Origin of the sequence: Parapedobacter sp. GCM10030251 (assembly GCF_042666505.1) — a bacterium.
Taxonomy (GTDB): Bacteria; Bacteroidota; Bacteroidia; order Sphingobacteriales; family Sphingobacteriaceae; genus Parapedobacter.
Window position 1 is genome coordinate 315,449 of sequence record NZ_JBHTDN010000003.1, and the last position, 23,317, is coordinate 338,765.

The window sequence follows — 23,317 nt, forward strand, 5'->3', positions numbered from 1 at the left end:
ATGAAAATGGAACATACAAAAAAGGTGCGTGTATTGGTAGTCGGCTGCGGTAACATGGGCGCTTCCCACGCTGCGGCCTACCACGGAATCGATGAATTTGAAATCTGCGGACTGGTTGCCCGGGGTTCCAGTAAGGACCGGCTCAATGAACAGCTGGGGGGCGCCTATGCCTTGTTTGATGATTTTGCAACGGCATTGGCAGAAACCCGTCCGGATGCGGTCTGTATATCAACGTATCCGGATACACATGAAGAATATGCGATTCAGGCCATGGAGCACGGTTGCCACGTCTTTACGGAGAAACCGCTTGCCGACACCCTGGAGGGAGCAAGGCGCGTTGCTGCTACGGCCGAACGGCTAGGCAGGAAGCTGGTGATAGGCTATATCCTGCGGTACCATCCTTCCTGGCAACGGTTTGTTGAATTGAGCGGCGGGCTGGGAAAGCCGTTGGTGATGCGGATGAACCTGAATCAGCAGAGCCATGGCCGGATGTGGGATGTGCATCGCAACCTGATGAAAAGCCTCAGCCCCATCGTGGATTGCGGGGTGCACTATATCGATGTCATGTGTCAGATGACGGGAAGCAAGCCGGTTCAGGTGAACGCCATCGGTGCGCGGCTTACCGACGACATTCCGGCAGATAACTACAACTACGGACAGCTGCAGATCCGCTTTGAAGACGGTTCAGTCGGGTGGTACGAGGCGGGATGGGGACCGATGGTAAGCGAAACAGCATTTTTTGTAAAAGATGTCTTCGGACCGAAGGGATCACTTTCTATCGTAGCCAAAGATGCAGGAGGAGTGGGCAACTCAGACAATGTATCGGCCCATACGAAAACGGAGTCACTGCGGCTGCACCTTGCCGACCTGGATGATCGCAATGCATTTGTGAAGCCAGACGAATGGATTGACCTGACGGATGAACCGGATCATCAGGAATTGTGCAACCGTGAGCAGCGTTTTTTTCTAAGGGCAATTCAGGAAGATTTGGATCTGACCGAAGTAACGGCGCATGCAATTAGCAGCCTGCAGATTGCGCTGGCGTGTGATGAATCGGTTAAGACGGGGAAGTCGGTTTACTTTGATTAATCTGGTGATAGCACTCTTTATTCTAGAGAAAGCTGCCTATCCCGGCAGCCTTCTCTGACTTTGTAAGCAAGTAAGACAGGTCAATAAGTAAACACCGCGAATTCGGCTAAAAAGGTCACGTCCTGTCGGCCTTCCAACATCGTCAATCTGATGTTTTTAAGCGATTGTGGTTCGATGTGATATTCTTGATAGGCCAGGTTGGCGGGATCGAAATCAAGTTCGTCAGCCAAAACAAACCAAGTCGTACCATTCGTACTTCCTTCCAACTTAAATTTTGTAAAACCGTTCGGATTATTCTGTCGGGGTGCTAGGGCGATCTTTGTCGTATAGACCGGATTTATCATGTCGATACTAATCCAATGTGGATAATCCGGTCTTTCTGGATTGTATTGTGAATGCCAGATGGTATTCAGATCGCCATCCAATACAGCGGAGGCAAGTCCCGTGTTTTCGCCGCTCAACTGTTCGGAGGAGGAAGAGGCTACCCATCCCTTCGTGGATGCTTGGCGTTCTTCAAGCTTAGGGGCAACGATCAGGAGCGTCTTTGCCGAAGGATTTATCGCATAGCCCGAAGCGTCCCTGATGCTGAGAGCCAGCAGGTGGTCTTTTGTGTCGTCAAATTCCGCAGGATAATAGGTGACGGTTAAGAAATCTGAGGAGACCTCCCCCGCAGGGACCACTACGTTCAATTTATCGATGTGATAAGCGTCCATAGGAAAAGAAACATAGGGTTCCTCTCCGTTCAGCTCGCGGATTGTATTCAGGCTATCGAATACGTGCGTGTCTTCCGCAAGGGATATGTGGATATCCGATGCGGGTATGCCCAGTGCTCCGAAGCCCACATTAAACCGGAATGACCGTTCTTCCTCGTAGGGGAAAATTGACAGATTCTGGATGCCGGAATGGGCTTTGGCAATAAATACCATCGCACCTTGTTTGTCGTCAGTCAGCCTTTTATATGGTGGTATTGAGTCTTCGCAACTTACAACAACCAGCGTAAGGGCGGTCAAAGCCATTAAGATATAACGTTTCATATCCATTTACTTGTAAAATACTGTTCTATATTTTTCCACGACTAGTAGCCTGGGAATTGAACCAATTGTTTATTCCGATCCATTTCGTTTTGTCCGTATGGCATGAAGTAGTACCGACGCTGCCAGGGGGTACGGCTGAACGCTTGAACGCGCGTGTGGTAAGCGGGATCGGAAAGCGAAGTGCCTGCATCCATATTCATTCCATAAAACACGCCACCTTGGTTAGATCCAGGCAGGTTTGGAATCTTCCATCGGCGTACATCAAAATAGCGATGGCCTTCAAAGCAGAGTTCTATCCTTCGTTCCAAACGTATTTCTTCCCGAAGTTGCGCTTGACTAAGTCCTGCGGCCAACTCCGGTAGCCCTGCTCGCATCCGGATAGCATTAAGATAGGTCAACACATCGGGATTTCCCGGATCGGCTTCGTTCAACGCTTCTGCATAATTTAGGTACAATTCTGCAAGGCGGATCAGCATAGCGGGTCTCTCGACATTCACGCCTGGATTTACACTAAACGTAGGATGGATGTTTTTCCTTGCCGTATATCCGGTTTTAGGCCAGTCGCGGGGAGAACCGCCCTTTCCCGAAGTACCCGTATTGAAAAATTCCACACGGGAATTTGATTCTCCTGTTTTCGCGGCGGCGGGGTTTACGGCTCCATTGAAGGTTACATACGCATAGAAGCGGGGCTCGCGGTTTGCATACATTTGATTCGTGCCTGCCACGTAATAGGGAGTGGACTCCGAAACATAAGTGTTTTCGTTGTATGAGGCATTCTCATCAATTTGTGAGCCGTCAGCCATGCGAAACTCGTCTACCAGTTGCTGTACAACGGCCAATCCGTTATAGGCCGTACCTTGCGTCGAGCGCGGCGAGGCGTGAATTTCCCATTGATAGTTATTGGTTGAAGGCCTCAGCCAGATTCCCTCGATCTCCCATCCGTCCCAAAAAAGATTCCGGCTCGACAAAAAACCAGCTCTGATCGGATCGTCATTTGCTACCTTGAACAGCTCTTTGCCGTTCGCTTCAGCAAGATCGATAGCAGTCTTTGCGGCAGTTGCCGCTCTTGCCCAACGGCTTGCGTCGTAGGTTTGGTTGAACAGTTGCTTGCCATCCAAATTCCGGAAATCACCCAATTCCGTGTTGCCATTGAATAATGGACTGGCATGGTAAAGCAGAATTTGCGACTCCACAGCGGTAGCAATAATTTGGTTGATCCGGCCTACCTGGGTTCCGTCGACCTGTGCGGTACCTTCTAGAAAATGATCAATGGGTAGATCCTGCTTCGCTAAAGCAATTTCCGTTAATACGAAATCCACACATTCATCCCAGGAGCTCCGTGGAATTTGTAAATTGTCCTCCGGCGCAGCAGAAACAGTAGGTGCTATGACCACGGGCCCTAGCTGTTTCATCATCAGCCAATGATAGTAGGCCCTTAGGAAACGCGCTTCTCCTTTATAGTGTCTGATAATTTCCGCGCCGTTGGCCAGATTTTTGATCTCTTCATTATCATCGATCCGTTCGAGGAAGATGGTAGCCAGCCTGATGCGTTCATATAACGATGCAAAATTGGAGGGGGTGCCGTCTGCATTGATTGCACCCGTGTTCATTCCTGGATTCGTCCAGTTGCTTGCGTCCATTTCATCGGTAATGATGCTGTAAAAGAAATTATAAGGCTGGTCCCAGATATCGGGTATGTTGGTGTACAGTCCGGCCCACCACCGTTCCGTTTGGCCTCGGTTCTTAAAGATTTCATCTATCGTTACGATATTGTCAGGCTGTGTGTCAAAATAGCCCTTTTTACAACTCATCGGCACAAGCAATGAGGTTATCAATAGGCCTACAGACATCGTTCTCTTTATGCTTGAATAGTTTCTCATCTTAACAGGCTTTTATTGGAAATTGATACGCACACCAAAATTATATGCGGTGATATTGGGGTACACCGCGCCTCTGCCGTCACCCAATTCCGGATCCCAAAATTTCCAGGGAGACAGCGTGAATAAGTTCGTGCCATTGAGGTAAAGCCGCAGCCGTTGGATGGCCAATCGTTTCAGGAACGGCTTGTCCATAAAGGTATATCCCATCTCTGCTTGTTTCAGGCGGAGGTAATCCGCTCGTTGAATCCACCAGGTACTGGTATAATAATTTGTGGTTTGATCCTGGTTGGTAGACAACCGGGGGTAAAACGGCCGCGGGTTTGGATTATCCGGTGTCCATCGGTCAAGTACCTGTTTGTACATGTTTCCGTAGGTTGCGCCCGAGGAGAAAGGCGTGGTAGCGTATCCACTGGCATAGTCAAAGTCTACAAGACCGACCCCCTGAAAAAACAGGCTAAGATCAAAGCCGGCGACCCCTCCGCCAAAACTCAACCCATATACAATGCGTGGCACGTGTCCGTATCCGATGGCTGTTTGGTCGTTGCTATTGATGATACCATCTCCGTTCAGATCCTTGTAGCGGATATCGCCGACTCGCACATCGCCCGATTGTACCGCTGCATTTTCAATTTCATCCTGAGATTGGAATAAACCTGTTGCAATATATCCAAACCGCTGGCTGATAGGTTTCCCGATGCGATCCAGATAGGGATATCTCCACGGAGGTAAACCGTCAAATACGGCTAAATTTTTATTGTAATTAAACGTTCCCCGGAAGGAAAAAAAATTCTTGCTCGTCCAGTTTTTGTTGTAATCCAACGTAATATCCACACCCTTGTTATTGGTTTCGCCTATATTGTTATAAGGGATGTTTCCGGTAGTGAAGCCGGAGACATAGGGAATGACGTAGTTGGGTAACAGTATTCCTTTACGATTTTCTTTGAACAGTTCTACGATCAATTGTAGATCGTTGTCCAGGAAATTGAGCTCTACTCCCAAATTTTGCCGGTAAGATGTTTCCCACCGGACATTGCCCCCGATACGGGATTCGTTGTACCCGATGAATGACCGGGTGGATCCGGGTACGCCGAAGGTATATCCACCTCCGTCACCTATGGTGGTTAAATAGAGAAAGCGAAGGTTTTGGTCGTCTACGGCAGCATTGCCGGATAACCCATAAGTATAGCGCAGTTTGAAGTGGGGGATTATTTTGCCGATTGGCTCGAAGAATTTTTCATTGGATACTACCCAACCCACGCCAAACGATGGAAAAAATCCGTATCGCTCACTTGGCACGAAATTGTCAGAACCTGAATAAGAAAAATTGGCTTCCGCAAAATATTTGTCGTTAAAGCCATAGGTTGCGCGCCCCACAACGTTTCGTTGTCGATAGGGAATGGCTGCGGTATACGTATTCACATCGCTTGTGGCATCGCTGTAGTCCGACTGGTTGAACAATAGCATAGCGGAAATGTCGTGAATACCAAATCGGTTACCGTAGTTCACCGCCGACTCGGTATAATACCGCCGGTCGCCATATCGAGAAAGCCCAAAATTCAGCGCATTGGTTCCCGGAGTCGTAATTTCGGTAATTAACTGTCCGTTTGTATCCCTCCCGGTAGCCCAATAGGTTTGCAGTGTGCGGCTACGCGTGAGGTTATTATAGATATTCACGTCAAAGGCAAACATCGCGGTCGCACTGAGGCCATCAACCAACATATCCAGCTCCTGTGTAATTCGTATGTTTGAGCGCACCGTATTGTCGTAAGCATTTACTACGCCCGACTGTGTTAACGCCATATAGGGGCTTTGCAGGGTGCCTGCCAATTGCGGCCATTCTCCGTTTGAATACTTTGGCGGAATAATGTGAGGTGCTGAAGCCGTCGCCAAGGCGAAAATATCGTTTACACCATAGGCGGGACGATTCAGATTGGTGATAAAGCCATTTACGCCCAACGCTAGTTTAGTGGTTCTTGTAATGTTGACGTCCACATTACTCGTGAAATTGAAACGATCAAGCCGCAACGACGAATTATAGGACTGCACATTATCCCGTTTGAATTGCCCCACTTCGCCAAAATATCCCGCCGAAATATAGTAAGTAGCGCTCTCTGACCCCCCGTTTACATTAAGCGTAGCGCGATTGTTTCGCCCGTATTTGTTGAACAGGACGTCATACCAATTGACATTTGGGTACAGATCGGGATCTTCACCGCTGGCATGCTGTGCAATCCGTTCGGCCGAGTACAGTGGGTTGCGTCCACGCATTTCCAAACCTTCATTGAACAACGTCATAAACGTAGGACCATCAATAAACTCAGGTAAAAAAGTAAAGCGGCTGGTCGCCTGGTTCAATTCAGCATTGATCTGAGGCTTGCCGGCCTTTCCTTTTTTGGTGTTGATCAAGATCACGCCGTTCGCGCCCCGGGTTCCGTAAACAGCGGTGGCCGTTGCATCTTTAAGTACCGTAAAGCTTTCAATATCTTCTGGATCAATGTTATTGATGCCTCTATCGGGAACACCATCGACAACAAGCAAAGGCCCTTGAGGGCTACTGGAAAAAGTTCCGACACCCCGGATAAACAGTGAAGCGCCGTCAGCCCCAGGGCCTCCACCTCGTTGGGTGGCGACTACGCCAGCAAGCCGACCGGCAATGGCGGTGGTTAAATCCCGGACAGGTGATTTCAGCTGTTCAGGTTTTAGGGTAGACTGTGCGCCGACGACACTTTGTTTCTTTTGTGTACCGAAACCAACGACAACAACCTCTTCCAGTCCGGTAACATCATTCGCTAGGACAATGTCGACCACTTCTCTTCCGTTTACAGCCACTTCTTGCGTGAGGAACCCGATATATGTAAACACAAGGGTGGCATCAGCCGGTACAGTTAGGATGTAGCGACCATTTACATCGGTTGTGGTTCCGTTTCCTTGGTTATTCTTCACATTTATGGTCACTCCTTGCAACGTATTCCCCGATGAGTCTCGCACCGTACCCCGCACCTCGATATCTGCATGTCCCTCGGGAGCTTGCATAACGGTTTGCTTTGTTTCTTTGCCAAGTATAGTTACCGTATTACTTCGCACACGGTAGCGGAGTCCGCTCGCCTCGAATATTTTTTCGAGCGCTCCCGTAATCGGTTCGCCGCGCAACGACAGCGAAAGCGACGGTGCGTGTTCAAGCAGCGATTCTCGGTAAAGGAAATGGTAATTTGTTTGTTTGCTGACCTCTTCAAGTACGAATCTCAGGGGTTTATTGCTGATGCTCAAGGTCACTTGTTGCGCGTTCCCTATGGCGGATACACCCGTCGAGAACAAAATCAGTAGGATGCACGTTAGTTTCATCACACGAGCTAATGATGTAACGGCAGAATGTATGCGGAGGCATACATTGCCGTTAGAATAGTTTTTCATAATTTTACTCCTGTTGAATGGATAATTTTGCTAGTTATTCAATTCACGCTGGCAGCGTTGCCAGTACGGCCGGAAGTGGTGGTGCCCTTCCGGTCTTTTTAGTCATGGTTTCTGCATAGGCGTTAATTTTTTGATTCTGTTTAATTTGTAACAAATACCGTCATCCCGTCGATCTCAAAAGATAATCCGCTTATGTCTTTCAGCATTTCCAGCACTTCGGCAAGAGTGGCTTGCCGACTCACGGTTCCTCCATAGTTCTCCTTTGGTATCTTGCTGCGATAAGAGACTTTTACACCATACCAACGGGATATTTGATGCATGATATCTTCCAGTCCATCGTGGCGGAAGTGGAAATAGCCGTTCTTCCACGCCGTTATTTTCTCGACATCTGCTACCTGAACGGAGATGGCATGTTCGTTGGCGACTGCTTGTTGGCGCGGGTGTAGTATCGCTTTCTTGCCGGATTTAGCTTTTACGATGACCTTGCCTGACACGAGTGCAGTAGTAGTGGCATCTGTGGCATAGGCATCGACGTTGAAGGCCGTTCCCAATACATTTACCTCACCCCCATCTGTTATGACATTAAACGGCTGTGCCGGATTGTGGGCGACTTCAAAAAAAGCTTCCCCTTTCAGATACACCGTTCGCTCACTTTCTGAAAATCTCACCGGAAATTCCAATTCTGATAGTGCGTTGAGCCAAACCGTACTACCATCCGGTAACCTAATCCGATAGGTCCCTGCTTCTGGAACTTTAAGCGTGTTCACTAAGGGATGTTCGGTGTTTTTTGCCTCAGTTGGCGTATACCGCAACTCCCCTTGTTCACTTACGAGTTGTGTGCCGTCATGCTCATTGACGCCGATGCGGGTTTCACCCAGTTTCATCCGTTTGCCGTCGGAAAGAATGAGTTCGGCTTGCGCTGTTCCGGGCAGTACATCATTTGCATAACCGTACGATGGGTCATTCACCACGCGCTCGTTTTGTGCAGTAGGTCGCCACCATATTAGCATCGCAGCGATCAGCGCAATGGCCGCCGCATAGGGTATCCAGATCCGTTTAGTTTTCGGGGCGACATGCCCTGTTTTTTTGATAACGTCTTTCCAGGCCTTCTCTTTATCCAGTTTGCCTAGAAAGGCCAGGCGTTGCTTCACCTCGGTTGTATTACGATATTGGTCCAGCAGTTTTCGCAATACTTGGTCTTCGCTGATCAAACGGTTTACATCTTGTTCCTCCTCGGGAGTTAGCTTACCCTGAAGGTATCGGATGATAAGGTCGGCAATATCGTATGGGTTTTTGTCCATTTATGTCTCAATCGAGGGATGTATAATTCCTAAGAAACGCAAACGGCAAAAGTGGATGGAAGGTAATCGAATACTTTTTTCTAGTTGTCAGTGAATCAGCAAGATATTTTTTCGAACAATAATAACGAAGGTAAAATTACGCTGGCCATCTGGGGAGTCAATCGCTCTCTTAATAAGCCAATTGCACGCTGCTTTTGGCTTTTTACTGTATTGATGGAGATACCGAGTTCGGCAGCGATTTCATGATTTTTCAATCCTTCGAGGTACCCTTTACGAAGAATGAGCGAGCAGCCGGCAGGTAAAGCTTCCAGTGCTTCGAATAACGCGGCTAACACTTCCGAATGAATGATGAGCTCTAGTAAACTGTCTTGTTGAGTCGCTACGGGATGTTTTGCCTTAGTGAAATTGTGAATTACTTCCAAATGGCGTAACTTATTCAGGCAGGCATTTTTTACGGACGTATATAAGAAGCTTTTGATCGCCTGATCAGTTGTTGGTAGCTGTCCGTGTTCGCATATCCTGACAAACACATCCTGTACAATGTCTTCCGCCATGTCTTCGTCCCGCATAAAGCGCAAAGCGAAATCGCAGAGACGCGGATAATACCGTTTGAATAATGTTTCAACCGATTTCAACAGACTGGTGTTTTGTTGCGGTTTGTGATCCATGCGCAGCTTTCTTTAAAAAAAGGACCTCCGTCTTCGTTAATCTAACTTTTTGTATAAATTGGTTTTATGGCAGTATATTATCGCCAGCGCGTGCTTTTGCACGTGCGCTATCTTCTATGACAAGTTACGGATACTAATTGCATAAATCAAAGGACTGAATCAAAACAATCGTTTGCGTAAGTTACGCAAACGATTGTTTTGAAGCCACAGAAAAAATATGAATTAAACCCTGAATACAGAAACTAAAAAGGAAACTTACTCAGCCAAGAGGTGAGCCGTTTCGTCAATGGGAATACCGCAGAGGTTGGGAAGTGAAGGAGATTTAACGGCGGTTACAACCCGCTTGCAACCAAAAAGAGGCCGCCAATTTTGAAGGCAGCCTCTTTTTTGGTTGATCCCGTCACCAGTCCAGCTTGACGCGTATCCCATCCGGATGATTTTCGAACTGGAGAAAGCAAGTGTTGGATGAAGCATCCCAGGAGGTTTTTACATCACCGACCGCCCGTCCCTCGGGATCAGTTACTGTGAATTGTTGTGGTTCGGCGGGCAATAGCACGCGCATTACATTCGTGGTATGCAGCGGACTGCGGCAGGTAAACGCATAGCTATTTGTCGTAAATTCTTCATCATAGATCCGGGAAGCGGAGGCCAGTACCTGGGGCTTGGAAGGCGCATCCACGCGGCCAAGGTTGTACAGTAAAGCCTGTCGTCCCGGTTGGATTACTTTCCGGTTATGTACGGGCAATTCGGGATCGTACAGGTCGATTACCGGGCCGTTAACCGTAAAAGCGGCTGCATTCTCGTTTTCATCCAACACGGCAACGATGTCGTAAGGCCCTCGTTCCAGGTATAGCTGATTTTTGAAAGTAAGGGGGGTAGATGACTTTCGCTTATACAAATCGTTGACAACCTGAATGAATTGCTCATCGCCACCTTCCTTCAATACATATTCTTTTGGGTCGTTTCGGAGGATGTGAACAATCCCCCTTCCATATGAATATTCGCCCGCATCGGCACCGACCGGTATCCCCAGCTGTTCGAACAGGTGATCCGACGGCCGCTGATAGGTATTTCCGTTAGTGTTCCACCATTCGGAGACCGTTTGGTAAGGATCCTCATCACGCCCACTGTACACCAGAATGCCACCCTTTTTTATCCATTCTGCCAGATAACGATGACCGTCAGGCGACATCGGTTTCATATTCGCGTACGTCATCAACAACACTTTAGTGTCCTTTAGGGTTTCTTTATACGATAGGTTTTCCAGGTGTACCGTTTTCACAGGGACGCCGCGTTTTAGAAATGGTAGCGCATGGCCATAGAAGTTTGACAATTGCGGATCCTCGTATCCGTCGTGCGTCGGGAACCGCTGGAACATGAGCGAGTTGGCCATCAGTACGCTGATGCCCTGACTGCCAGACACCGTGTTTTTGGACAACGGCATGTGGTTGAGTGTGTTGATCATGACTTGCATCTGGGTGGAGTAGTGACGCGGTATCTTGGCCCTTTCCTCACTATCCTTACTGACCCGGTATAATCCTTCATAGATACGGTCAGGCCACGGCATGACCTCATAGTCGGCGATATTGGGATACAACAACTGCGCGGTAAAGGTGGCCTCATAGTTGTTTTTGTAGTCCACCCAATCGCGGGGCCAATCTTCAATTGGATCGGTGAGAAAAAACATTTTCCGCCCCGTAGGTGCCGTCATGGATTCCATGGAGCCGTATTCGAGAAAAGCGGTTTCGAATACACGCTCCTTTTTCTTCCCATTGAAATAATTCGGTTCACGGGAAGTTCCGGTCCACACCTGTGCGATATAACCATCTACCACATCCAAAGAAGCCAAGCTTGCCTCGGGGCTCACGATCTGCCATTGGGAATAGTTCACGAGCGAGTGCGTAGGCACATAACAGCGTATGTTCATGCCCTTGCTTTTCCCATAGGCTTTGGCGTAGGTAAAAACATCCTTCAGCGCATTGTAATACAGTTGGTATTTCAGCTTGTTGGACAAGTAGGTGTTTTCAGGCGATTCGTGCTGCGGGCGCCAAGGGAAACCGTAGTAAGCTTGCCACTCGCGTTTAAACGCTTCGCTGTATCCCGCACGGGCCCAGAATTCGGGCTCTTCCATATAGATGGCGTCAATGCCGGCATCGATAACCCGTTTTACATGCTTCTCCTTAATGTATTTCAAGTAATTGGCGGTTGGCACAATGTAGGGAACCATGTGGCCGTGCCAGATGGTATCACCGCTTCGCTCAACCTGCCCTTCATCCAGGTGCCATTTGCCATCCCACTCGCCGGTGAAGTAATCCTGGTACTCTCCCCACGCAATGCCCGTCATGAAATGAGTGGTATATCCACGCTCACGCCAGGATTGTACGCGTTCTTCGAACGATTTTCCCTTGTGTTTATCGGACGGATTGCCGCCGACACCGTAAACCATGGCAATGTCTGCCCGTGTATCGGTAACCGGTTTCCAATGTTGGGAGGTCTGGAAACTGGTTTTTTGCCGTGGTTTTGACGTTTTTCCATCAATGGAATGCTTTTGAGAATTGCATGAGGTAACGGCCAGCAGGCCAAGCGATAGGAGGGTTATTTTTCTCATTTATCCTTATAATATTTCGGTAAACAAATGGCTAAGAATTTTGTGCTAGCGTTATCCGCAGCCATTTCAAATTTAGCTCAAAAAATCGTTTTAGTAAAGGTTTCTTTCACTATAGCGGAAGAAAAATGCGCGTCTTGCCGTCCCTCGCATGGTGCTTAGTTTAATTGCTCATTAATTCGTCAAAGAAAGATTGTGATATGAAAATAAAATAATTATCATATTTTTGTTTACAAAATTATTATATATTTGCATACATATATTTAGCAATACGCCAATTTTTTACCAATTAAATAGAGTCTTAGGGGGGCAGACAAGGAATAAAGCTGTATTTCCTGTACGAGAATGAAGCAAATTGACAAATCCGGTTCTGCCTTATCGATGGGTTTTCTTCTATTGAGAGAACTATGGGACACTTGAGAAAAAGATAGCATTGATTAATGGTTGTGTTTAATACTGTTTACATAATAGGATTTTAGAAATGGAGTGGCGACGTACATAGTTTGACAGATGAGGAATAAAATAACATGCTAGTGATGGATAATTAATAAAGTATAAACGATTAAACGTGAATTTATAGATGAATAGTAGACTAAACAAAATGAAGTTGGGCCCGATAAGCAAGCAACTGTTGTTTGTTTTGGGTGTGTTCGCCATGGTTGGCCATGCATGGGCGTTACCCACAAAATCCGGGATACGGTTTGCTTCCGATGTGCTTTTGGATAATAAAGCCAGCCAACAGCCGGTTCGGGGGGTTGTTAAGGATGAGCGTGGACAGGAATTAGCGGGTGTTGAGGTTCGTAATTTACGTACCGCTGAAACGGTCGTTTCCGGTTCCGATGGAACGTTTATAATTAGCGCGAACTCCGATGATCGGATACAATTTAAAAGCGTTGGTTACGGCCTTTTGGTGCTTGCAGCCAGTGAGGTGTCCAATGTACAGCTAAATCTGGAAGAGAGTGTGCTTGATGAGGTTGTCATCGTCGGGTATGGTGCGCAAAAAAGGCAGAATCTTACCGGCTCCGTTGCCACGGTAAGTTTTAATGAGTCCACGACAAGCAGACCTACAATGAATATGGCGTCGACGTTGGTCGGGCTCAGTCCGGGTTTGAACATTGCCCAGACCTCGGCAACACCGGGCGGAGAAGGATACAACATTCTGTTGCGTGGGCAGGGAACCATGAACGACGCGTCGCCGCTTGTGGTGATCGACGGTGTTCCAGGGGCGTTGAATGATGTCAATCCGAGTGACGTGGCCAATGTGAGTGTGTTGAAGGATGCTTCTTCCGCCGCCATTTATGGATCACGAGCCGCCAATGGGGTGATTTTGGTAACGACCAAAAGAGGAAGCCGAGACAGTAAATATACATTTTCTTACAATGGATACGCGGGGTCACAAAGCGCAGCCAATACCATTGATTATATCACCGATATGGCCACCCACATGGAGATGGTCAACGAGTCGGAGGGACGGGAGAAGTATTCAAGCGGGTTGATCGGAGAATGGAGAGCCGAGTCAGCGGCTGGCAATCCGTTGTATCCAAATACGGATTGGTATGGCGAACTGTTGCATAGCTCGTTGCTGACGGAACATAACGTGGCCGTACGTGGCGGAGGGGCAAACAGCAACCTTTCGTTATCACTCGGGTATCTGGACAATCAGGGAATCATGGATAACTCCGGCTATAAGCGTTATATTTTCCGATTAAATGCCGATGCGAAGGTTACCAATTTCCTGAAAGTCGGGGGCAACGTGTTTGGCAATTGGTCGGATCGTAAGCCGATTGACGTGCCTTCATTTTTCAACAGTATCCGCAATACCACACCGGGTGTAATCCCCCAATATGAGGATGGCCGATACGGGGGCGAAATGTTTCCGGGACTCCCTGCTGGCTCCAACCCGAAGGCTTACCTCGACAATATCCGGGGAAACGCGGAGCGGCAACGGCTGGGGATGAAATTTTTCGGCATTGTCAATATCCTTGAAAACCTGGAATGGGAAACCAGTTTCGGATTCAATTATAGTAATGACCGCAACTGGCAGTATGTGCGGCCTTATTCGCTTTGGAATCTCCAGACGGATTTTCAATACCAGCAGACGCCGAGTGTGAATAGCCTGTTTAACAGCAGCCGCCGGGATTATTCGACGGTACTTAATTCCCTGCTTCGATACAACGATACCTTCGGCACGGCACACAACGTCAGTGCGATGGTGGGTTTTGACCAGCAATACAACCGCATGGATATCTTTGATGCCAAAAAAAATGACATCTTGGGCGATGATGCTATCTACATTCTCGATGCCGGAGCCAATATGGAAGCCATCAACGGGTCGGGTACCGACGATGCGCTGCAATCCTTCTTCGGACGGGTAACATATGATTATCAGCGCAAATATCTTGTTGAAGCAAATGCCCGGTACGACGGGTCTTCCCGGTTTGCGAAAGCGAACCGGTGGGGTTTTTTCCCTTCCTTCTCAGCCGGTTGGCGGCTTTCGGAAGAGGCCTTCGCCCAGCCGCTAAAGACGGTGTTTGATGACATTAAAATCAGGGGGTCTTGGGGAAGGTTGGGGAACAACCGGATCGGTGATTATACCTACCAGATTGTCTATGGCTCTTACTTATACCCGTTCGGCGGTCAACTGCAGCAAGGGGTGGGGCCGACGGAGATTGCTAACAGCAATATCAAATGGGAAACCACAACCATCAGTAACGTAGGACTTGATTTGGTACTGCTGCAAAATCGGCTGACCCTGAGCGCCGAGTACTATAACAAGACCACGACGGATATCTTAACGAAGATACCCATTCCTTTGGTCATGGGTAACTTTTTGCCGCCCTGGCAGAACATCGCGTCGATGCGTAACCGCGGCCTTGAGTTCCAAGCCGGCTATCAGGGCAACGCGGGAAGCGAGTTTACGTACTTTATCAGCGGTAATCTTTCTACGGTACACAACAAGGTGCTAAAATTCAACGAGGACCGATCAATAAGCGGGACAACCATCACCCAAGAAGATAGTCCTTTTAACAGTTTTTATGTGCTGGAATTCGATCGGATCATCCAGGATCAGTCCGAAATTGACCAACTTCTGGCCGATGGATATACCTTCAGTTCGTACGTAGGCGGGACTCCTTCACCGGGCGATATGCTGTACAAAGATGTGAACGGCGATAAGGTGTTTAATGATCAGGACCGGGTAGTGAAAGCGTATTCGTCGTTGCCCAAATTGAATTACGGAATTAACGTAAGTGCTGCTTACAAAGGTTTCGACCTAAACATCGTGGGACAGGGAATCGGTGCTGTTAGGCAGTACTGGGGCAACGATGGATTTAATACGTTTAACATCAACGAAGGGTTTTTGCAGCGTGCCGAGATTTTAAACCGCTGGACGCCGGACAACAAATCGACCGAGTATCCGCGTTTACGGACATCAGGTTCGGCACTGAATACGGCATACAGTGATTACTGGTTGTACAACACGTCCTATTTCCGGATTAAATCCATACAATTAGGATATGCGTTGCCCGCCGCAACCACGACGAGGTTCAAAGTTGACCGTTTGCGGATTTACGCCAACCTCGAGAACTTCTTTACGTTTACAAAATTTGACGGGTATAACCCGGAAAACGCCAGCGTTTCCTATCCACTGATGAAGCAGTGGGTGTTAGGACTGAATGTTACATTCTAATAACAGATAGCAGAATTGATGATGAACAAATATAATATTTCAGGCGTGCTTATCCTGTTGATGAGCATGTTGTCCGGTTGTAGCGATTTTCTGGACAGGGATTCGTTGGTCGGTCTCTCGGAAGGAAGCTTCTGGAAATCAGAGCAGGATGCAATTATGGGCGTAAATGCGGTTTACGAGGTAAACCGTGAGTTTACCAATTCCATTGTCATCTATGGCATGATGGATGATTTCACGGACATTTCTTATCAGTCGTGGGCAACTGGACTAACCACAGGAAACTTTCCGGCTAATGCTTCGTTTTATTCGGACGCCTGGGGAAGGTTTTATAAAGGGATATACCGGGCTAATACGGTGCTGAAAAACGTACCGGCGATCACGATGAACGAGGCGCTCAAGAATCGGATTTTAGGGGAGGCGCACTTTTTGCGGGGCTATTATTACTTTAAATTGTGGGATTTCTTTGGCGGTGTTCCGATTTACGATACGCCCATGAATGTGGATGAAGGATATAAACCACGTGCCAGCGAAGAAGAGGTTTATGCGTTCATTGTGAACGATATGACCGAGGCGTATGCGCAACTGGAAGGCTCTTATACGGGGGGAGATGTGGGTCGCGCCACAAAATGGGCGGCATTGGCGATGCGTGGTAAGGCACATCTGTGGGCAAAGAATTATAACGCTGCAGCCGCCGATTTCAAGGAGTTGATGGAACAAAGTGACCGCACGCTGGCGGGCGACTACCATTCATTATTCCGCGTAGCGGGAAATAACAACAGCGAGGTTATCTTTGATGTTCAGTATGTAGCGGAAAAAGGATACGGGATTGCCACCGACCGGAACTATGGCAATGCGATGGGGGCCACTTCGGGCTCTCAGCGGACCCGCCCAACGCCGAAATTGGTCAACGCCTACGAAATGATCGATGGTACACCCTTTGACTTCAGTAACTATACCAACGCTGAGGGCGAAGCCTTCAATCCGAATAACCCGGCCGACTGGCACGATGAGGCATCTGTCCGCGCATTGTTTGAAAACCGGGATCCCCGTATGCACCAGTCTATTGTGGTTCCCTGGTCGACCTTTGTGGGGAGAGGAGGCGTAGCCTATTTGTACCGCTTCCCGGTAGTAACGTCCGATCCTACTTCCTATGTGCCTGTTTGGGCAAATGGCAGCTATGCCTGGCGGAAGTTCGTGGAAACCGGATCGGTGTACACACTCCAGGACAATATGCCGCAGAATATTCCGCTGATCCGCTTAGCAGACGTGATGCTGATGTATGCCGAAGCGCAAAACGAGGCCTTAGGTGCGCCCGACCAGAGTGTATATGATGCCATCAATGCTGTCCGCGACCGTTCGGATATGCCGGCATTGCCTATAGGGCTGAATCAGGAAGAGATGCGTGAACGCATCTACCACGAACGGATGGTGGAATTGTGCGGCGAAGGACAGCGCTATTCGGATATTCGGAGGTGGGGGATTGCAAAAGATGTGGTGGATGGTGTTTGGATGACCGAGTTCACGGGTGTTCAGATTCGGCAACGTGGCTTCCCCGATCATTATTACCTGTGGCCGATACCGCAGTCAGAACGGGAAGTAAACCCAAATTTAACTCAAAACCCCGGATGGGAGTAATCAAGTTGTAAGATGTGGCATAAAACGATAGGGATTACCGCTTTCATGGTGTCTGCATTCATTTCTTTTGGTCAGCAAAAGGAAGAGCAAATTTATCCGTTGCGTAAAGGTAAAATTAATAGCGAGACCGCGATCCGGAAGAAGGTGTTGGAAGAAGGGAAAGAGAGAAACGGGGTGGCGCTTCGCGACGGTGACGTTGGCGGTGCTGCGTCTCGTCAGGCCGACGTGGTAGTGGAGATCACCGTTCCGGAACCGGGCACCTACGTGTTGACTGCCGAATCGGTTCCGATCGATAGCGAAGCGCTTCGACAGGCGGATACAACGGGCATGTTGACTTTGAAAGGCTGGTTTCAGTTGGGTACGTCGAGGCGTACCCAGCGTATTGTTTTCGATTCATTTAAGGGGGAAGTGCAGGAATTGGGCAAATTTGATTTTTTCAATACGCATGAAAAGCTCAACATCTGGTTGCCCAACAACCTCTTGATGCATCGTTTGTCGTTGAAACCGTATACGGCCCCGGTCGCACCACCCGAAGCAGAAGATTATACGCCGTCAGTGCGGCCGCCTTCGGGCAGGCCCCGACTGTGGGTAAATCAGGAGAGTTTGCCCGTTGTCCGCAAACGACTGGAAGCCGCCGAGCACCAAGACGCATGGCGAAAAGTGAAAGCCAACGCATTGAAACCGTATCGTTTCGACTTCGATGTCGACCAGGAAATGTTCTATGACGAAAAACTGGAACAGGCAATCGAACAGAAAGCCTTTTATTACCTGATGACGGAGGATAAGACGGTAGGTGAAGAGGCGGTCGATCTCGCTGGTAAGTACCTATCTGTGCTGGAGTTTGGCAATGTATCTTACGGAGATATCACGCGCGAACTGGGAAGGGCAATTTATACCGGTGCATTGGTCTACGACTGGTGTTATGACCTGATTGACGATCCTACAAAGGCTTCGATGCGCAAGGATTTCAAGCGTTTGGTGCGCGATATGGAAATCGGCTGGCCCCCGTTTTTCGGGATTGAAAGCATTGTGAACGGGCATGGAAACGAAGCGCAGATCTGCCGGGACATGCTTTCGTGGAGCTTGGCGGTTTATGACGAGGATCCCGAGCCGTACAAATATGTTTCTTACACGATTTTGGAACAGTTGGTTCCCATGCGGAAGTTTGAGTATCAGTCGCCCCGTCACAACCAAGGGGTTGATTATGGTGCCTATCGGTTTGGATGGGAAATGCATGCGGCGTGGTTGTACTACCGGATGCTGGGATACCCGGTGTTCGACGATAACATCAAGGATCTGCCTTATTATTGGCTGTACATGCGGCTTCCTGACGGCTATATGTTGCGGGACGGGGATATGTTCAGTGCCAAAAGCTTTGGTAAACAGGCTCCGTACTGGAAGCAGCCCCAGACGATGCTACTTTGTTACGCCTACGCAAAGGATCCATTATTGAAGGGCGAGTTCGAGCGCCAGGGAGGTTTACCGGATAATCCGGTACTTTTCCTGTTGCTGGATGACCCGGCGCTGAAAGCGAATTCCGATGTCTCAGGGTTGCCGTTGACCAAGGATTTCGGCAACGTGTTGGGGGGAATGATTGCCCGCACAGGCTGGGAGAGCGATTCTGCCAGCAACAACGTAGTGGCCGAACTAAAAGGAGGCGGTTACCATTTCGGAAACCATCAGCATGCCGACGCCGGCGCGTTGCAGTTATACTTCCGGGGCATGCAGGTAGGCGACCTCGGCTTATACCTGTCTTATGGGCCGCCATATGATTTTGAATTCAACAAACGTTCCATTTCGCATAGCATGATGTTATTGTACGATCCGGACGAAACGTTGCGCTTCCGTAGCCGCTTCCGCGATGGAGGCTCGCGATTCAGCCAGCGGTTTCCGCGTACGCCGGAGGAGGCTCGCACCGACCCGTGGTTCGACTACGGTTCAGTGATTTCGTCCGACTTCGGTCCGTCGAACGTTCATCCCGCTTACAGTTATTTTGATGTCGATTTAACGGCGGCGTACAGTGAAAAAATGCGGCAATACCGCCGGACCTTCTGTTTTCTTAACTTGGACCGGGAGGATGTGCCGGCGGTGGTAATCCTTGCCGATGATATGGAATCGGCTGATCCGGACTTTAAAAAATATTGGCAGATCAATACCCTTAATCCGCCCGCGCAGGAAAACGGGCATATGATTCTTTACAGTACGCTGGCCGGGAAAACGGGAAAAACTTACGTGAATATGTTGGTGCCAAAGGCAGAAGACCGAGCCACGACGGTGCTGAGTGGGGCAAAAGCCAACAGTACGTTCGGCACGGAATTTAAGGTGGCGTCAGACCGAGCCGAAGCGAACGGACACCGCATCATGGTTTCACCAAAGTCACTACGGGCCCGCGACCGCTTTTTCACGGTTTTTCAGCTGGTAGATGAAGACGCAGCGCCGTTACCTGTCGATTTTGAAGAGCGGGATGGCCGTTATCAGGTAGCGATTGGCGATCGGGTGGTAAGTATGCAGGCAGACACGGAACTCTGCGGCGATCAGTTTACGCTTTCTGTTAATGGTTCGGGAAGAAAGCAGGTGTTGCTGACCGGGTTACAGCCTGGATTCTGGCAGATGACCAATGAACAGGGTACGGTGATCGTGGTGCATGACGTGAAGCCCGGAAAAAATACGCTCGCTGCTGAACTTTCTGCGGGAACGTATACAGTTAGCCGGGGCAGGGGGGTGGTGCCGGAGTAGTAACGGAACTGAATTTGGTAAGTAATTGAGGTTGTAGATGTATACAACTTTTTGTAACATTGTGAGGCATTTGCGGATGTTTTTGAACTAATCACGACCATTTAGAACAAACTATTTTTTGATGAAAGAAGATTCACAGTCGAGCAAGGTATATTTGGAATTGCGAAAAAAAATCCTTTCCAATCAGTTAATTCCCGGTACAAGGCTAAAGGAAGATGCCTGGGCTACGAAAATTGAGGTGAGTCGCATCTCCGTGAGGGAGGCCTTGAATCGACTGCTGGGCGAAGGACTGCTTGAAATCGGCCAACGGGGCGGGTATTATGTGAAATCAATGACGGCTGCCGATTTGCGCGAAATACGGCAACTGCGTGAGGTATTGGAACGCGGTGCTCTTCGATTGGCTATCAACAATGCGACCAGTGAGGATGTAACGGAACTGGAACGGATTTGTGATGATTTTTCGTTAATGGTCCGGAACGGCTATTTCGCGGGCGCTTGTGAGGCCGATGTCCGTTTTCACGAAACCCTGATTAACATTGCCCGCAACAGCAAGCTCAAGCAAGTCTATGAAATGAGCAATATCCCGTTGTTCCACCTGAAATTGGGGCAGTCTTTGACGCATATGAACGATTATGAGTTGACGGACAAAGAACACCGCGAAATTGTTGATGCGCTAAAATCCAAAGATATGGAGAAGGCGGAGAATTTTCTGATCGCACACCTCAATCGCGGTGAACTGACTTCGCTGGAGCTGGCCTAACCTCTTTCTCATTTTCGCCTACCGGGTTGCCAGAAAGTCGGCTTCTGGCTTGGCCTTACTAACGCTGTACGGACTGTACAAAGTAAATTTTTGAGTCGTTATTATTATTTTGTTTACAAAAACATTATATATTTGCATACATTATAGTGTCGACCCAATAAATTTCGTTAGTACGTCTCCGCTGCTACCGTATGGTAGTCATTTGTCAGAAGGCGTATAGCAGTGATTGATGGCTATATGGGCGCTTTGCGCGATGTTCTTTGAGGTGCTTATTGTGAATTCAGTATGCCTTTCAGGCCACAAGGAAGGGATAACAGCGCTCCCTTTTCAGCTTCGGTGATAACCAGGCCAAGTGTTCCGGTAGGGTCAAAAGCGCAGTTGGTAGGATGTTGACCCGGTAAAGTTAGGGTACAGGCGCGTTGGCCATCGGGTGCAAAAACCTGAATGCTGGCGCTGCCATATACGGCTACGTATACGTTTCCGTATTCATCGAGTGCAATGCCGTCAGGACCCAGGCCGCCTTCGGTTCGGGCAAATATGCGGGGGTTCTGCCAGCGCATCCGGTGGCTATCCCATTCGCCTATCCAAATTTGTTGATTGCCGGTTTCCGCAATCAGCAGGTGTTGATAATCCCGCGTGAAAGCCAAGCCATTGGGGTAATTCAGCTGTCGGGCCACGGTCATCAGATCCCCAACGGATGAAAGACAGCAGACGTATCCGTTTGGGTTTAGATCAGGGCCCGGACAGGTGAAAATCAGCTGATGGTTTTGGTCGAAGGCGAGGTCGTTAGGCATGTTTAAAGGAACTCCATCCCGTTCAGTTACAATGGTTTGGGAGGTGCCCGATGATGGGTCGTAGGTGCGTATCGCCTGATGCCCCGAGTCACAAAACCAAAGCATGCCGTCCGCAGCGGCGGCGAGCCCATTGGGACGGCCGCCCACATGATGGCGTTTGTACTGGTTGCCTGCGTATTGGATCAGGCTTTCGCCATGCTGCTCGACGCACCAAAGTGCACCGTCGCTGGTGAAGACAGGGCCTTCGGGAAATCGGATCTGTTCGGCAATAGGCACGGGCGCTGCAAAGTTTTGGGAAAGCATCGTTAAGTCCATGGACAAAGCTACAGCATGTATGCGTAGGACAGAAAAAAAATCATCAAAAGATAAAGCTAATTAATACAAAAAGTACATGAACAATTGGGAGAAGTCAGCAGCGTTGCTGCAGAAGAACGAACAGTGGATACCCGGAGGGGTGGTGTCCCTCAACAGGAAATCAACTCCTAATATCTGCTTCAACACAGGTAATGGAAGCCGCGTAAGGGACATTGAGGGTAATGAATATATCGATTATCAGGCAGGCTTTGCCGCTTCTTTTTTGGGGCACAACGATCCGGATGTAAATGCGGCCGTAGCGGACACGTTACGGGAAGGCGTGGTGCTGATGGGGGCCGGACCAACCGCCATGGAAGGCGAATTTGCGGAACTGTTCTGTGCATCCGTGCCTACCGTGGAAAGCGTGCAGATCACGACAACAGGTTCGGAAGCAACCTATCACGCTATCCGCATTGCACGTGCCGTAACCAAGCGTGATCACATCATCGTCATGCAGGGCGGCTATAATGGGTGGCACAGTGATGTGGCGTGCAACGTGATCAGCACGTTGGAGGATGTCGGTGAACGAGTAAGTCCTGGAGAGTATCCCTATGATGGATTGTCTGCAGGTGTGCCGGCCTCCCAGCGTGCGTTGGTCCATATTGTCAACTATAATGACCTTGATTCCGTGCGATACGTGCTAAAGCGCTATGCGGTGGCTTGCCTGATTCTCGAACCGATTTTGCAAAATGTAGGCATTGTCCATCCGGAGGACGGCTATCTGGAAGGTTTACGCTCGCTAGCCGATGAGCATGGGTTTTTGTTGGTGTTTGATGAGGTGAAGACAGGATTCCGCCATGCACTGGGTGGTTACCAATCCATTTGTAACGTACAGCCCGACCTTTCTACCTTTGGCAAAGCGGTGGCCAATGGATACCCATTGGGGGTAATCGGTGGCAAAAAGAAATACATGGACTATTTTGTCCATCCGGAGAAAAAGGAACGTGTGCTTATCGCCGGTACTTTTAATGCATTTCCGCTGACGACATCGGCGGCAATTGCTACCTTGCGTAAACTTTCGTCGCCGCAGGCGGATGTGTATGGGCACGTTTATCGACTCGGAGAACTGATGGAGAAAGGGCTGAATGAAATATTTCAAGCGAAGGGAATCGATTTCCACGTAGCCCGGCAGGGTTCGGCCTTCTGTACCTATTTCATGGATCACGCACCCCGAGATTTCCACGACATCCTGACAAACCACGATTTTGCTTTTGATCAGGTGTATCGGCATAAGCTCATCGAAAAAGGAATTTTTCATTTTCCGCTGCCCATTAAGCAAGGGAGCATTTCCTATGCGCATTCGGTGGAAGACATCGAGATTACCTTGGAGAAAACGAAAGAAGTAGTAACCTCATTGTAAGC

The 23,317-nt window shown here is 48.9% G+C and carries 13 protein-coding genes; 6 read left to right on the top strand and 7 right to left on the bottom strand.

Annotation, left to right across the window (positions count from 1 at the left end; all coding sequences use genetic code 11):
* Positions 1 to 6 precede the first annotated feature (6 nt).
* A complete protein-coding gene (locus ACFQRK_RS10660; RefSeq protein WP_379006382.1) occupies positions 7 to 1,089 on the top strand; it encodes a Gfo/Idh/MocA family oxidoreductase in 1,083 nt (360 codons plus the stop codon).
* 80 nt (positions 1,090 to 1,169) lie between these two features.
* On the opposite strand, the gene ACFQRK_RS10665 is transcribed toward ACFQRK_RS10660, so the two are convergent.
* The 6 genes from ACFQRK_RS10665 to ACFQRK_RS10690 form a co-directional block, all read right to left on the bottom strand.
* Positions 1,170 to 2,123 carry a discoidin domain-containing protein gene (locus tag ACFQRK_RS10665; protein WP_379006385.1) on the bottom strand — a complete coding sequence of 318 codons (954 nt, stop codon included), beginning with the start codon at positions 2,121 to 2,123 and terminating at the stop codon, positions 1,170 to 1,172.
* A gap of 41 nt (positions 2,124 to 2,164) precedes the next feature.
* A complete protein-coding gene (locus ACFQRK_RS10670; RefSeq protein WP_379006387.1) occupies positions 2,165 to 4,003 on the bottom strand; it encodes a RagB/SusD family nutrient uptake outer membrane protein in 1,839 nt (612 codons plus the stop codon).
* Between the two features lie 12 nt (positions 4,004 to 4,015).
* Positions 4,016 to 7,414: a TonB-dependent receptor gene (locus tag ACFQRK_RS10675; RefSeq protein ID WP_379006389.1), complete on the bottom strand. Its 3,399-nt coding sequence runs from the start codon at positions 7,412 to 7,414 to the stop codon at positions 4,016 to 4,018.
* A gap of 140 nt (positions 7,415 to 7,554) precedes the next feature.
* A complete protein-coding gene (locus ACFQRK_RS10680) occupies positions 7,555 to 8,715 on the bottom strand; it encodes a FecR family protein (protein WP_379006391.1) in 1,161 nt (386 codons plus the stop codon).
* Positions 8,716 to 8,810: 95 nt separating this feature from the next.
* Positions 8,811 to 9,383 carry an RNA polymerase sigma-70 factor gene (locus tag ACFQRK_RS10685; protein WP_379006394.1) on the bottom strand — a complete coding sequence of 191 codons (573 nt, stop codon included), beginning with the start codon at positions 9,381 to 9,383 and terminating at the stop codon, positions 8,811 to 8,813.
* 400 nt (positions 9,384 to 9,783) lie between these two features.
* Positions 9,784 to 11,991, bottom strand: coding sequence for a hypothetical protein (locus tag ACFQRK_RS10690; RefSeq protein WP_379006395.1), 2,208 nt, complete (start codon positions 11,989 to 11,991; stop codon positions 9,784 to 9,786).
* Positions 11,992 to 12,568: 577 nt separating this feature from the next.
* On the opposite strand from ACFQRK_RS10690, the gene ACFQRK_RS10695 reads away from it, so the two are divergent.
* The 4 genes from ACFQRK_RS10695 to ACFQRK_RS10710 all read left to right on the top strand — a co-directional run bounded on the left by ACFQRK_RS10695 (position 12,569) and on the right by ACFQRK_RS10710 (position 20,807).
* Positions 12,569 to 15,676, top strand: a complete 3,108-nt coding sequence (locus ACFQRK_RS10695) for a SusC/RagA family TonB-linked outer membrane protein (protein ID WP_379006397.1) — start codon at positions 12,569 to 12,571, stop codon at positions 15,674 to 15,676.
* Between the two features lie 18 nt (positions 15,677 to 15,694).
* Positions 15,695 to 17,311, top strand: coding sequence for a RagB/SusD family nutrient uptake outer membrane protein (locus tag ACFQRK_RS10700; RefSeq protein WP_379006399.1), 1,617 nt, complete (start codon positions 15,695 to 15,697; stop codon positions 17,309 to 17,311).
* Between the two features lie 12 nt (positions 17,312 to 17,323).
* A complete protein-coding gene (locus tag ACFQRK_RS10705) occupies positions 17,324 to 20,047 on the top strand; it encodes a hypothetical protein (protein ID WP_379006401.1) in 2,724 nt (907 codons plus the stop codon).
* Between the two features lie 121 nt (positions 20,048 to 20,168).
* Positions 20,169 to 20,807 carry a GntR family transcriptional regulator gene (locus ACFQRK_RS10710; RefSeq protein ID WP_379006403.1) on the top strand — a complete coding sequence of 213 codons (639 nt, stop codon included), beginning with the start codon at positions 20,169 to 20,171 and terminating at the stop codon, positions 20,805 to 20,807.
* Positions 20,808 to 21,076: 269 nt separating this feature from the next.
* On the opposite strand, the gene ACFQRK_RS10715 is transcribed toward ACFQRK_RS10710, so the two are convergent.
* Entirely contained in the window at positions 21,077 to 21,916 is an 840-nt protein-coding gene (locus ACFQRK_RS10715) for an SMP-30/gluconolactonase/LRE family protein (protein WP_379006405.1), read from the bottom strand.
* Positions 21,917 to 21,992: 76 nt separating this feature from the next.
* On the opposite strand from ACFQRK_RS10715, the gene ACFQRK_RS10720 reads away from it, so the two are divergent.
* Positions 21,993 to 23,315 carry an aspartate aminotransferase family protein gene (locus ACFQRK_RS10720; RefSeq protein ID WP_379006408.1) on the top strand — a complete coding sequence of 441 codons (1,323 nt, stop codon included), beginning with the start codon at positions 21,993 to 21,995 and terminating at the stop codon, positions 23,313 to 23,315.
* Positions 23,316 to 23,317 lie beyond the last annotated feature (2 nt).

What these genes read in the sequence shown, in the direction of transcription:
- ACFQRK_RS10660 (WP_379006382.1), top strand. Translation starts at nt 7, where the DNA reads ATGGAACATACAAAAAAGGTGCGTGTATTGGTAGTCGGCTGCGGTAAC.
- ACFQRK_RS10685 (WP_379006394.1), bottom strand. Translation starts at nt 9,383, where the DNA reads ATGGATCACAAACCGCAACAAAACACCAGTCTGTTGAAATCGGTTGAA.
- ACFQRK_RS10720 (WP_379006408.1), top strand. Translation starts at nt 21,993, where the DNA reads ATGAACAATTGGGAGAAGTCAGCAGCGTTGCTGCAGAAGAACGAACAG.
- ACFQRK_RS10670 (WP_379006387.1), bottom strand. Translation starts at nt 4,003, where the DNA reads ATGAGAAACTATTCAAGCATAAAGAGAACGATGTCTGTAGGCCTATTG.
- ACFQRK_RS10715 (WP_379006405.1), bottom strand. Translation starts at nt 21,916, where the DNA reads ATGGACTTAACGATGCTTTCCCAAAACTTTGCAGCGCCCGTGCCTATT.
- ACFQRK_RS10675 (WP_379006389.1), bottom strand. Translation starts at nt 7,414, where the DNA reads ATGAAAAACTATTCTAACGGCAATGTATGCCTCCGCATACATTCTGCC.
- ACFQRK_RS10705 (WP_379006401.1), top strand. Translation starts at nt 17,324, where the DNA reads ATGTGGCATAAAACGATAGGGATTACCGCTTTCATGGTGTCTGCATTC.
- ACFQRK_RS10680 (WP_379006391.1), bottom strand. Translation starts at nt 8,715, where the DNA reads ATGGACAAAAACCCATACGATATTGCCGACCTTATCATCCGATACCTT.
- ACFQRK_RS10700 (WP_379006399.1), top strand. Translation starts at nt 15,695, where the DNA reads ATGATGAACAAATATAATATTTCAGGCGTGCTTATCCTGTTGATGAGC.
- ACFQRK_RS10710 (WP_379006403.1), top strand. Translation starts at nt 20,169, where the DNA reads ATGAAAGAAGATTCACAGTCGAGCAAGGTATATTTGGAATTGCGAAAA.
- ACFQRK_RS10695 (WP_379006397.1), top strand. Translation starts at nt 12,569, where the DNA reads ATGAATAGTAGACTAAACAAAATGAAGTTGGGCCCGATAAGCAAGCAA.
- ACFQRK_RS10690 (WP_379006395.1), bottom strand. Translation starts at nt 11,991, where the DNA reads ATGAGAAAAATAACCCTCCTATCGCTTGGCCTGCTGGCCGTTACCTCA.
- ACFQRK_RS10665 (WP_379006385.1), bottom strand. Translation starts at nt 2,123, where the DNA reads ATGAAACGTTATATCTTAATGGCTTTGACCGCCCTTACGCTGGTTGTT.